Consider the following 11,516-nt stretch of genomic DNA (forward strand, 5'->3'; position numbering starts at 1 on the left):
TTATTTACACTGCTGGCTAACCAGCATGATGCCATTTTGCGGTTCGCTGTCCGGCAGCGAATAATCAACCTGGCAATGTTCGTTAGTATCCTGTCCCCACTGCACGTTGAGCGTGCCGTGCTGACGTAAACCGGTCAGAAAGACCTGACCTGCATCGCCGACAATAAAGCCCTGTGCATCAGGCGACGTTGGGTCCGTGACGGTGGCACCAAAGGGCACCTCTTCACCGCCCATCTTGAGGAGGGTCATTAACACGCGACTCCCCACGCGAGCCTGAAAATCAGCGCGAACGACCGCGCCGCGAGTGGGCACCACGGTTTTGTTGGCTAAAGCGATATCCACGTTATCGGGTAAGGTTTCCGTGTTCAGGCTAATGTCATTTTTCCGATACGGGCTCAGAAACGTTTGGACGGCATAACCCCGATAGTCCGTCTTCACACCGGTCTGATTATTGACGCCCACACCACTGGCCCCCGGCGCTTTGACCAGGGCAATGGTCTCGCCAAGTGGCTGGCTCAGGGTGATGCCGTTTTCATGCGCCACGACGCCGCCGGAGAGGCCATAACTCATGCGTCGGCTATTTTCGTCATAGCTGTAACCCGCATTGGCCTGGCCGTAGGTGCCCCGGTAGTTCGCGCTCAGACTGCCGTTGTTGCCTTCACCCTCAGAGGTGTAGCCTTCCTGCAATCCCCAGCTCAGGTTATTGTCGGGTAACGCGGTTCCGTTGAGGCTAACGTTGTGACTGGTGCTGCCTTGTTGACTGGTATTCAGGCCATAACTGGCGTAAGTGTTTGGCAGAAAATGATCCAGCGGGACGCTGATATTCAGGGTGACGACTTGATCGTGGTCGTAAGTAACATCGTCGTTGCCACTGGATGACGTGTTGCGGTTGTAGCTGTAATTGATGCTGTAACTGATGTCATGCCAGCTGTTGTTGTAGCCCAGGCTGATAGATTTCATCGTCTGGTTACTGTCCCAGTAATCCTCCGCGACCACGTTGGCTGACAGCGAGCCCGCGTTTTTCCCCAAGTTCTGACTCAGCGTCAGCTCCTGACGGCTGCGGTTGTGCGAGGGCAGTGCGTGATCATCGCTGTAGGTGTCGAACACATCCTGCATCGAGTAATAACCGTCCGTGGAATAGCGATAACCGGCGACAGAAACACTGGTGCCGGTTTGGGCAATACTCTTGCTGTAGCGCACACGCCAGGATTGCCCGCTTTGTTCTTCCGCCTCAAAAGGGGTCGACCTGGCCTGAGTACCATCAATCGAGAAGGCTCCGAAGGTGCCAATATTGAACCCGAGGCCCAGAGCCACGGAGCGATAGGTTTTTGCACTCTGCAGGCCGCCGTAGGCCGTTATGCCCCAAGGTAAGCCGTACATCGCCGTGCCCTGGACGAAAGGCATTTCGATCGTACTGTCGTCATAAGCACGGTATTTTCCTCCGGTGACACTGTATTTAAAGCGCCCCTCGCGCTGGAGAACAGGCAATGAGGCGAAGGGGACGATTAAATGCTGTTCGCTGCCATCGCTCTCTTTGATGGTGACATCTAAATCACCGCTGCCGCCGGTCGGGTACATATCGGTAATTTCGAATGCGCCGGGAGCGACATAGCTTTGATAAATCTGGTAGCCGTTCTGGCGAATGATCACCTGGGCGTTGGTTCGCGCGATGCCACGCACTACGGGCGCGTAGCCGCGCAGGCTATCCGGCTGCATGTCGTCATCCGAGGCAATTTGTACCCCATGAAATGAAATGCTGTCGAACACGTCCGACGGTGATGAGCTGTCCCCCAGCGTCAATTCGCTTTTCAGCGGAACAACATTGCGCTGCAAATAGGTGTAGACCGAGCTCCACTCTTGCTGACCGCTGTTGTCACGGCTCCAGGTGCTGTAATTCCGCAACCGCCAGGGCCCGATATTGAGGCCTGGACGCAGGTTGGCGTATTGGCTGTTGCTGTCGCTGCCATTTTGGGTGCGGGAGGTACTGCTGTCGCCGGAAAGGCTGTAGTTCAGTAAGAAGGCAGTGATGCCGTTATCCCACTGCTCAGGGGGGACATAGCCGCGAGCGCGGGGTGTCAGCGCGGCCTGGGGGATACTCAGATCCAGTTGCATCGTGCTGAACGTTAACTCACTCGTCGCCTGGGGGATCGCGGATAAATTGGCGCAACCGGACTCTGTGTTCAGACCCGGAAATATTTCCGTTCTAACGCCATACTTTTTTAAATCACTGACGCTCAGACAAGGTTGCAGGCTGGATTTATCGTCCGCATCTTTGGTCAGAGTAAATTCAATATCTCGGGAATCAACCTTGTCTTTATTGACATAAATATCCACCCGATAGGTACCCGGGGCTTGAGTATCGCCCGCAAAGACACTGAGATCGGTTTTCCCTTGCTGGCTATTATCGGTTTCTAATAAGGCCGGGTTAAAATACATCTCCCCTTCTTTGGGGTCTGCTTGTGCTACGCCGGTGAGTATCTGAGCGATTAATGTCGCGAGGAGTGCATGTTTTAAAATGACTTTGTATTTCATCACATGCCTCCTGTTGACAATAAAAGAGCACTGCTAATCCGGGAATTATCAGAATGAATAAGACGTGAAAGCGTAAAAATTAATTAGCTGGGGCGGTATGCTCTGGGCCCGTAACGCCGAAATCATTGATCAGTTTCCAGCTCACTTGTCCAGACGACTGACCACCGGATACTGGGAACTGGGCGGTGGCATGCGGTGCAACGAACGTGACGTTGGATAATGCTTTTCCGTTCACCTTGATGCTGTTGAAGTTCATGTAATAATTCGTCGGGTTGCTGACCTGAATTTTATTTCCAGCGTGCTGCCAGCGCAGTTCATTCGTAGTTGCCTCTGAATTGCTTTTTAATGTATCGGGTCTGTAGATCAGCTTAATGCGCGTTTTGATAGCGATCTGTAGCGTGTTGTCTTTTTTGGCGACATAAGGAATAGATTTGATATTCAGCCAGAAAAGAGATTCCTGATTTTGGGGAAGCCCCCCAGCCTGTACGATACGCAGAATATTCTTCTGCTCACCATCCAGGCGGAATAATGGGGGGGTAATGACAAAGGGTGCTTTTTTAGCACCGCTATCCGTGGCTTCAACCCATGATTGAATTAAATAGGGTGATTTATCCGGGTTTTCTATACGGAGTGAACTTTCTTTTTTCGCACCATCATAAATAACACGGGTTCCACCGACTACCACGCCAGCATGAGCAGCATGGATCGAAAATAATAGGCAAGCAATGACGGGTAATGAATGGAGTTTCATTTAATTAATCTCTGGGTTTTTGAGTGAAGCGTGAGGATATTAGTTGTAGTTAACGGTAAAGCTCACAGCTGAATTTGCTGTACCGGCAACGACCGTATCGCTTTTGGCAATATAGCGAGCGCTGAACTTCAGATCGTTGTCGACATCAGCCTTGAGGGTATAGTCCTTTGAAGGGGCATCCAGGGCGACGACAGTATCCTCATCATCCAGGATCTGGATACCGACGCCGGTCGCTGAAGGTAATTCAGTGGTCCCTTCCGTCAGCGCCAGCACACTGTTATCACCATTGAACGCAGTACCATCGAATTTAATGGCTGCCGAGGTGATGGCTGCAGGGCAGTCAGTGAGCGTTAATGAGAAATCGGTAGGCGAGGATGTTGCGCCAGATGTGGCTATCGCGCTTTTGTTAATCTTGCCTAAATCGACGCTCATGGTGTTGCCAGCGCCAATATCAACCGTACAGGCGGCATCTAATATTTCGCCAGTAAAATTGATCTTTCCGTCTTCGGCAAATGCCGAGGACGAGACTAATACGCTGCCAGAAATCAGCAGGGCGGCTTTTAACTGTTGTTTCATTGTTTATCACCTTCATGATAGTGGGTTAAAATACTTACTACAGAATTGATTGAAGTCATAACAGATAAAAATTCTGTCATTGATAAGTAAAGGTGGCGGTGACGGCAGAACTGATATTCCCCCCGGTTGCATTCCCCTTGGCACTGTATACTCGAGCCTGCAAATCGAACGTATGCGTATGGTCGACATCTATTTTCCCGACCAACGATTTACCATTGCCAAGGTCCTCACCGCCTGAACCTTGTAATTCAATCGCCACATTTTCGGCTGTCCCGTCATTGCTATACATGCTCTCAGGGTTTGCCGTATCCGCTTTCCCGGTAAATGTTACCGTGGCTTGCGTTACTGACTCGGGGCAACTGATCACTTTTAAATGAAAATCGACCCAGGGCGTAGATGATTCCGCTTTGCTTAAATCGTTACTCTGAATATTACTCCCAAGTTTCACTGGAACATTAAGACTATCGCCATCCACTTTGCAGGAGGAGGATGTAATTTTCCCCGTGATGTTAATAATGCTCATATCTCCTGCCGCCCAGCAAAATAGCGGAACTAAAACGGAAATAAGAACAAACAGAAATGCGTTAAGTTTTCTCATACATTGATAAAGTATTTGTTCAATAGAGCCCGTAATGAGCGGTATTAATCATAAATTCTGGTGATGATAATGCGCCAGATATCCGCTGCCACTCAAGATTATTTCCTTCTGAAATCAGAGTTTGTCCTGGGTGGTGGTAGATAAAGTCTGTTAATTCATAATGTTATCTAGAATGCTCCGGTGGTCGCGCGTTACCGGGTAATATTCAGGAGATTTATAGATAAATGAGGGTGGCTGTATTATAGTTTTGTCAGGATGATACCCTGAAATGATGGCGATTTGCTTCTGGTAATCTTATGAAAAACAATAAATTAGATGCATTGTCTCAGTATCGGCTCACGAAACCTGTTGATGACATTGAGCGGTTGATTGATGCCCTGATGGCTGACGCGACAACCATCACTTTTCGTCACGGCCAGCGTTTAGACTTGATAACCCAACAGGAGACTAAGTGTTATCTGCTTAAAACAGGCTCGGTTAACGTCAATCGCATCAGAGATGGCCTGGTGATAGGCACGGTGTACGGGCCCGCGATATTGGGTATGAGCAATTTTTCCTCATCGTTAGATCCCACGTATATCACCGCCGATGTTGACGTCGGTCTCGGGGTTGTACCCTTAGGAAATATCTTCGATATCCTCGATAAACAGCAGTTGTGGAAGAGTTTTTCAATTACGCTGTTATATATTATCGGCCATTATCACCATTATAATTTAAAGATGATTTCCCCAACATCCTACGATAAAGTCAGATATCAACTGATTGATTTAGCAAGCAAAGAGATGGATTTCAGGGCGAACACTAACGTCACGGAATTTATCCAGGAGAGAACGTTGCTGTCACGTAGCCATATTCTGTCGATACTGTCTGAATTAAAAAAGGGGGGCTATATCACGATCAGGAAAGGGAATCTGGTGGAAATAAGTGATTTGCCGTTGAGATTTTAAACATCGTTCCCCGCAGGTAGAGAACAAAAAAGGGGTGAAAATATTCACCCCAAAGCATTTAGCCCAATTGACAATCAAAAATTGCTTCAGCCCAGCGCACTCTCACGTAACCGGGACTTCAGCTTGTTGTATTCGTCGATCACATACTGCTCGGCGCTGTGCTGATCGCTGATGCTTTCCACCCGAACGGCGCAGTATTTATACTCCGGGGTTTTGGTTATCGGGCTTAAGTTCTCGGTGACCAACTCGTTACAGGCGCCAATCCACCACTGATAGGTCATGTAGACGGCCCCTTTGTTTGGGCGATCGCTGACCTGCGCGCGGGTGATCACTTTGCCCTTGCGCGAGTGAACCCACACCAGCGCTTCGTTTTCGATGCCCAACCTTGCGGCATCGGCGGTGTTGATCTGCGCATATCCTGGCTCGTCTGCCAGCGCGGCCAGCGCGGCACAGTTCCCGGTCATCGAACGACAGGAGTAGTGGCCGACTTCACGCACCGTCGAGAGCACCATCGGATATTCATCGGTGAGCTTATCGATAGGCGCGACCCAGTCGCAGGTGAAGAACTGCGCCAGCCCGTTCGGGGTATCGAACTTCTCAGCGAACAGGTATGACGTACCCTGATCGGCCTCGGACTCATCGCGGCACGGCCACATCACATAGCCCAGTTCACCCATTTTTTCATAGGTCGCCCCGGTAAAGCTTGGGCACAGATGACGCAACTCATCCCAGATTTCCTGGGTGTTGTTGTAGTGCATCGGATAGCCCATCCGGGTGGCGATTTCGCTGATGATTTGCCAGTCGGTTTTCAGGTCCCACTGCGGTTCAACCGCTTTGAAGAAGCGCTGGAAACCACGGTCGGCGGCGGTATACACCCCTTCGTGCTCGCCCCAGGAGGTGGACGGCAAAATGACGTCGGCCGCGTGGGCGGTTTTGGTCATAAAGATGTCCTGCACGATAACCAGCTCGAGATCGTCAAACCCTTTGCGCACCGCCGACAGCTCGGCATCGGTTTGCAGCGGATCTTCGCCCATGATGTACGCCGCGCGCACTTCGCCATGCGCCGCGCGGTGCGGCAGCTCGCTGATGCGGTAGCCGGTATGCGCAGGCAGGCTCTCCACGCCCCAGGCTTTGGCGAATTTTTCGCGGTGTTCCGGGTTGTTGACGTACTGATAGCCCGGATAGGTATCCGGCAGCGCGCCCATATCGCACGCGCCCTGCACGTTGTTCTGCCCACGCACCGGGTTGACGCCCACGCTCGGGCGGCCCAGATTGCCGGTGAGCATCGCCAGGCTGGTCAGCGAGCGTACGGTTTCCACGCCCTGATAGAACTGGGTCACGCCCATGCCCCACAGGATAGCGGCCGATTTCGCCCCGGCGTACATCCGCGCACATTCACGAATCTGCTGGGCGCTAAGCCCGGTGATCTCTTCCACCGATTCCGGCGTATAGCCTTCAACGATTTTGCGGTAATCCTCAAAGCCCTCGGTACGGCTGGCGACAAACGCCGTATCGTAGAGGTTTTCTTCAATGATCACGTGGCCAATGGCGTTCAGCAGCGCGATGTTCGAGCCGTTTTTCAGCGCCAGATGCATATCGGCAATGCGCGCGGTTTCAATTTTGCGCGGATCGCAGACGATGATTTTCGCCCCGTTGCGTTTGGCGTTAATCACGTGATTCGCCACGATCGGGTGTGAATCTGCCGGGTTGTAGCCGAAAATAAACACGAGATCGGTATTATCTATCTCGTTGATGGCGTTACTCATTGCGCCGTTACCGACCGACTGGTGCAGACCTGCAACCGATGGGCCGTGTCAGACGCGAGCGCAGCAGTCGACGTTATTGGTGCCAATAACGGCGCGCGCAAATTTTTGCATTACATAGTTGGTTTCATTACCCGTACCGCGTGATGAGCCGGTAGTTTGAATCGCATCCGGGCCATATTTCGCTTTGATGGCGCTCAGGCGGCTGGCGACATAGTCCAGCGCCTCGTCCCAGGAGACGGATTCCAGCTTTCCGCCACGTTGACGGCGAATCATTGGGGTTTTCAGACGGGGGGTGAGGATCTGGGTATCGTTAATGAAATCCCAGCCATAGTAGCCTTTCAGGCACAGCGTACCCTGGTTGGTCTTACCCTGTGCAGCCTCCGCCCGAACGATTTTGCCGTTATCGACCACCAGGTTTATCTTGCAACCTGAGGCACAATAGGGGCAAACCGTGACGACTTTTTTCATCGGTATCGCTCCAGTTAATCACATCTTTCGCAGCCTGTTATGCAGCATCTATGCCATGTTTTTAATGTGGGTATACCCTGACTTTACGGCCCCTTTTTGGTCAAAACCCTGACGAGGAACAGGCAATCGTCAAAATTGACGTGTCGAAGGGGCAACGGATGTGACATGGCTTGAAATTCCGTCACGCAATAATGCATTTGGCTGGAGCCGTTTGCAGAATAGATCAGACTTAACATAATCCCCTCACGGAAGCAGACGATGAAACCGGCAATTCTGGTGGTTGATGACGACACGACAGTTTGCGAACTGCTGCAGGACGTACTCAATGAGCTCGTCTTTTGATGCGCCTGCGGCGTAAAATCGAAATTAACCCTCATCAGCCGCTGCTGATAAAAACCATTCGCGGCCTCGGTTACGTCTTTGCCGCCGATATTTCGCACAGCGAGCCGCTTAAAGGTTGTCGCGTAAAGACGCCTCCCGTTCGACGAATGTTTTCGCACCAGCACCGCCGGTTCGTCTTCTTCGATGTTGTTATCACGCGACAGGGGCTGCATAAAGTGGTTGTTGTGCTCGTCGTCATTGACGGAAGAGACCTCACCCGCCACCTGCCACCCGCCACCCGTCGCCCCTCACCCTAACCCTCTCCCCATAGGGGAGAGGGGACTGTCCGGTGCTGTTTTTTTACTTCAGGGGAGAGGGGACTGGACGGTGCGATTTTCGCCCTCTTTACTTCAGGGGAGAATAATTGTCCGGAGCGGTTTTCTTCCTCTTTGCTAAAGTCCGGTGCGGTTTTCTCCCTCTCCCCTATGGGGAGAGGGCAGGGGTGAGGGGTCAGCATCGGGCCGCACAATCCCCGGTTACCGGACGTCGAATTATTGCGTAAACCGTTTACGCGGACACAGCTGGCACAGGCGCTGGGTAAGGCGAGCAATATTTGAGATTCCTCCGCTACTCCCGCCGCACCGCGTTGAATAACGTAAAGCCAGCCCCTCTGCGAGACTGGTTCTATGAAACGTTACTCTACTGCTCTGTTATTTGGCTTGCTGTCGTTAACCAGCCAACTGGCTCATGCCGATATTGTTGATGATGCCATTGGCAATATTCAGCAGGCGATCAACGATGCCTACCATCCCGGCTCAGGCCAGCGTAATAACGATGATGATCGCTATGATGAGAGTCGTCGAAACGACAGTCGTCAGTACGATGACAGACGACGCCAGCTGGAGGACCGCCGCCGTCAGCTTGACGACAGACAGCGCCAGCTCGACGAAGACCGGCGTCGGCTGGAGGACGATGAGCGCAGGCTGGAAGAGGACTATTAAAGGCGTGATGCATTTTCCGCATGACCTTTTGAAAGCCCGATGAAGGGATAAAGGGCGCAACGGGCGCCCTCTCTTTTAGGCCACACAGCGTTCATTCCAGCTGTCTTTAAACACAATATTACCGTCGACGTATTTCCACTGAATCGACTCATAACGTAGCTGGATGGTTTCCATGTGCCTCCCGGTTCCGGAACCCGGATGCAGGTTTGGCGTGATGCCGGTAATTTTGACATTCTCCATAAAAATATTGAAATACTCGGCTTCACGACCCGATTCCAGGATATGGTACATTTTGATTTCAGCAGATTTAAAGGTCATGCCTTGACTGATCGCGCGGTATAAAAACGGCGTAACGCGATCGAATTCTTTTTGAAAATGAACAGGGGTATGGATGCGGGTTCCCGTTAATTTCCCGGTGTTATGGTCAGCGGGAATGGTGAGGTGATGCGATAACGAGAGTATTTCAATCGAACCTTGCCTGCCGATGACGCAAGAATTGCCTTGTACCGGAGAACCATTTTGATCGGTTAACCATAAATATGCGGGATTAGACATACTATTTTCCTTTGTCTGTCTCTTTTGATTTCCTGTAATTGTCAAGGGCAGTCACAATTCTGGAAACAGAGTAAATGATAACTATCCATAGCGCCATATAGACAAATTTCATCGGCCACGGGTTAAACATCATAATGCACAGTATGATTCCGCCAACCAATAACACGGAATCAATATCCACCCATATATTAATCAGGGTGAAGAGGAGAATGTCGGCAAAGGTTTTCAATACCGAAAGCAAAGGACTATTGCCTGGCATTTAGCCTCTCCCCGACTTCGTGAATAATACGATTAAACGCCGGGCTTCCCTGAGTGACTCTGACATGAATCGCATCCACAAAGGGTTTAACCGCAGGTTCAATCAGAAAGTATAAAAGATCGTAATCGTGGGGAGCGAGCAGCATATAAACCTCTGGGTCCTCGGCCTCCAGCGCCTGAGCGGTGCGGATGGAGCGTTCACTCATTCCTCCCACCAGCAGCGCCATGGCGACGGTACCGATGACGCCTTTACTGTCTGCCGCAACGATAAAAGAGACGCGCTCCAGCGCCGCTGCCGCAATCAGCGTGACTAATTTTGTTGCCAACATCCTGCCAGCAACGGACGACATGACAGACCGATAAGCGGTATCTTGCTGCGACTCAGAGAGATACGTATTAAAGAGTTCGAGAATCTTTTGCGCGGCATTCACGATATTTTGATAGTTCAGTATATCGTGGCGTATCGCGGTGACCATCCGAATGCGTTGCGTCTGGTGGGAGAAACGGGAGTCCGTATCCAGATATCCCCATGCCAGATATCCCATATCCAGTGGCACCGTAAGCGCGCCGTTAATCATTCCTTTAACCGTTTCAGGTGCAATAATGATATGTGCAATTCTCCTTGCAATATCCTTTACCTCGTCTGTTGCAATATTTCCCACGAGAACCATGTCTACCATGAAAATCCCTCTTACACGGTGATGTTAGTTAATAGCGTATTTACGGAGGTGCTGAGAAATTATTAAACGGTGCAGGTATATATCCTACAGGGCGTTTTTGTACGGAAAGGAACATAAAATGCGGAAAGCGTTTTTGCTTTGATAGTAATTTAAGAGGGAAATAAAAAATCGCCAGGGCTTAATAAGTGATATTTTAAATAGAACGACTCATCAATCTCAATAAATAAACAAACAAAAGATAAGTCATATACATGGCAAATCAATGTGTTTGAAAAATCATATTCATTGATACGCTGAATGTTTACTCCATCGCCAATATCATGCCGTCATAAGCCGCTTCATATCCCGCGGGCAATGGGTTATCCATCAGCCACACGTCAAACTGGTGGCTGATATGGGTCAGAATCACCTGCGGACAACCAATTACCTCGTTCAGGGCTATCACGGTAGTCAAATCACCGTGATTACGCGGGGTTTCAGGGCGCGGCTCGTGGCTGCAATCAATGACCATCGCCTGCGGCGGGTTGTTGAGCAGGAATTTCACCGTTTTATCCGGCAGCCCGGCGGTGTCCGACAGCCACGCCACGCGGCTGTGGGCGCTCTCCAGCAGATAGCCAAACGTCAGCCTGGAATGATTCAGCGGCAGCGGAGTGACGCGTAATCCCTGCAATTCAAACATCACAAACGGTTCGACCGTATGGCTAAAGTCGAGAATGCCGGGGTGCCTGAAAAGATCGTCGCATCCGCTTTCATCCGGTGGCCCGTAAACCGGAATGGTTGCCCCCACGCCCCAGCGCAGCGGGAACAAACCCTGCACATGATCCATATGATAATGAGTGAGTAAAAATTGCTGAAAACTGCCCGCTGGCCAGTCATCCATCAGATGTGGAATGCCCGCATCCAGCAGTGTGACCGCGTTATTGAATTTGACCGCCGCGCTACAAGGGCGGCGGCGATGCCCTTCCTGCAATCGTGCCCGGCGACAGGCCGCGCAGTCGCAGCCGAAGACCGGCACCAGCTGGGCGCCACCGGTTCCTGTGAGCGTCATCGTCAGGCTCATCAC

Annotated in this window: 10 protein-coding genes and 3 pseudogenes; 4 read left to right on the plus strand and 9 right to left on the minus strand. The window is 51.2% G+C overall.

What is annotated here, in order from left to right; translation table 11 throughout:
- From SOM82_RS01385 to SOM82_RS01400, 4 genes are all read right to left on the minus strand, one after another.
- Positions 1-2,532: a fimbria/pilus outer membrane usher protein gene (locus tag SOM82_RS01385; protein ID WP_320461253.1), complete on the minus strand. Its 2,532-nt coding sequence runs from the start codon at positions 2,530-2,532 to the stop codon at positions 1-3.
- 79 nt (positions 2,533-2,611) lie between these two features.
- Positions 2,612-3,283 (minus strand): fimbrial biogenesis chaperone, encoded by a 672-nt coding sequence (locus SOM82_RS01390; RefSeq protein ID WP_320461254.1) that lies wholly within the window; start codon positions 3,281-3,283, stop codon positions 2,612-2,614.
- A gap of 39 nt (positions 3,284-3,322) precedes the next feature.
- Positions 3,323-3,859: a fimbrial protein gene (locus SOM82_RS01395; RefSeq protein ID WP_320461255.1), complete on the minus strand. Its 537-nt coding sequence runs from the start codon at positions 3,857-3,859 to the stop codon at positions 3,323-3,325.
- Between the two features lie 76 nt (positions 3,860-3,935).
- On the minus strand, positions 3,936-4,382 hold the full coding sequence (locus SOM82_RS01400; RefSeq protein ID WP_501083542.1) for a fimbrial protein: 447 nt from the start codon (positions 4,380-4,382) through the stop codon (positions 3,936-3,938).
- Positions 4,383-4,753: 371 nt separating this feature from the next.
- Here SOM82_RS01400 and SOM82_RS01405 point away from each other — a divergent pair, with 371 nt between their 5' ends.
- Complete coding sequence (locus SOM82_RS01405) at positions 4,754-5,404, plus strand: helix-turn-helix domain-containing protein (RefSeq protein WP_320461257.1); 651 nt, start codon at positions 4,754-4,756, stop codon at positions 5,402-5,404.
- Positions 5,405-5,490: 86 nt separating this feature from the next.
- On the opposite strand, the gene fdhF is transcribed toward SOM82_RS01405, so the two are convergent.
- Complete coding sequence (fdhF, locus tag SOM82_RS01410) at positions 5,491-7,638, minus strand: formate dehydrogenase subunit alpha (RefSeq protein WP_320461258.1); 2,148 nt, start codon at positions 7,636-7,638, stop codon at positions 5,491-5,493.
- A gap of 335 nt (positions 7,639-7,973) precedes the next feature.
- Here fdhF and SOM82_RS01415 point away from each other — a divergent pair.
- Positions 7,974-8,081: pseudogene (locus SOM82_RS01415) on the plus strand (winged helix-turn-helix domain-containing protein); the annotation flags it as partial.
- Positions 8,082-8,135: 54 nt separating this feature from the next.
- Here the strand turns inward: SOM82_RS01415 and SOM82_RS01420 are convergent.
- Positions 8,136-8,243 (minus strand): annotated as a pseudogene (locus tag SOM82_RS01420) (D-lyxose/D-mannose family sugar isomerase); the annotation flags it as partial.
- Positions 8,244-8,483: 240 nt separating this feature from the next.
- On the opposite strand from SOM82_RS01420, the pseudogene SOM82_RS01425 reads away from it, so the two are divergent.
- Together SOM82_RS01425 and yjdP are read left to right on the plus strand one after the other, a co-directional pair.
- Positions 8,484-8,576: pseudogene (locus SOM82_RS01425) on the plus strand (hypothetical protein); the annotation flags it as partial.
- 69 nt (positions 8,577-8,645) lie between these two features.
- Entirely contained in the window at positions 8,646-8,960 is a 315-nt protein-coding gene (gene yjdP / locus SOM82_RS01430) for a DDRRRQL repeat protein YjdP (protein ID WP_154126874.1), read from the plus strand.
- A gap of 75 nt (positions 8,961-9,035) precedes the next feature.
- Here the strand turns inward: yjdP and SOM82_RS01435 are convergent, their stop codons facing one another.
- The 3 genes from SOM82_RS01435 to phnP form a co-directional block, all read right to left on the minus strand.
- On the minus strand, positions 9,036-9,515 hold the full coding sequence (locus tag SOM82_RS01435) for an Hcp family type VI secretion system effector (RefSeq protein WP_154126875.1): 480 nt from the start codon (positions 9,513-9,515) through the stop codon (positions 9,036-9,038).
- Positions 9,516-9,760: 245 nt separating this feature from the next.
- A complete protein-coding gene (locus SOM82_RS01440; RefSeq protein ID WP_320461281.1) occupies positions 9,761-10,444 on the minus strand; it encodes an Ssp6 family T6SS pore-forming effector in 684 nt (227 codons plus the stop codon).
- 310 nt (positions 10,445-10,754) lie between these two features.
- On the minus strand, positions 10,755-11,513 hold the full coding sequence (gene phnP, locus SOM82_RS01445) for a phosphonate metabolism protein PhnP (protein ID WP_320461259.1): 759 nt from the start codon (positions 11,511-11,513) through the stop codon (positions 10,755-10,757).
- Positions 11,514-11,516: the final 3 nt, after the last annotated feature.

Origin of the sequence: Lelliottia sp. CFBP8978, from assembly GCF_034046055.2 — a bacterium.
GTDB lineage: Bacteria > Pseudomonadota > Gammaproteobacteria > Enterobacterales > Enterobacteriaceae > Enterobacter.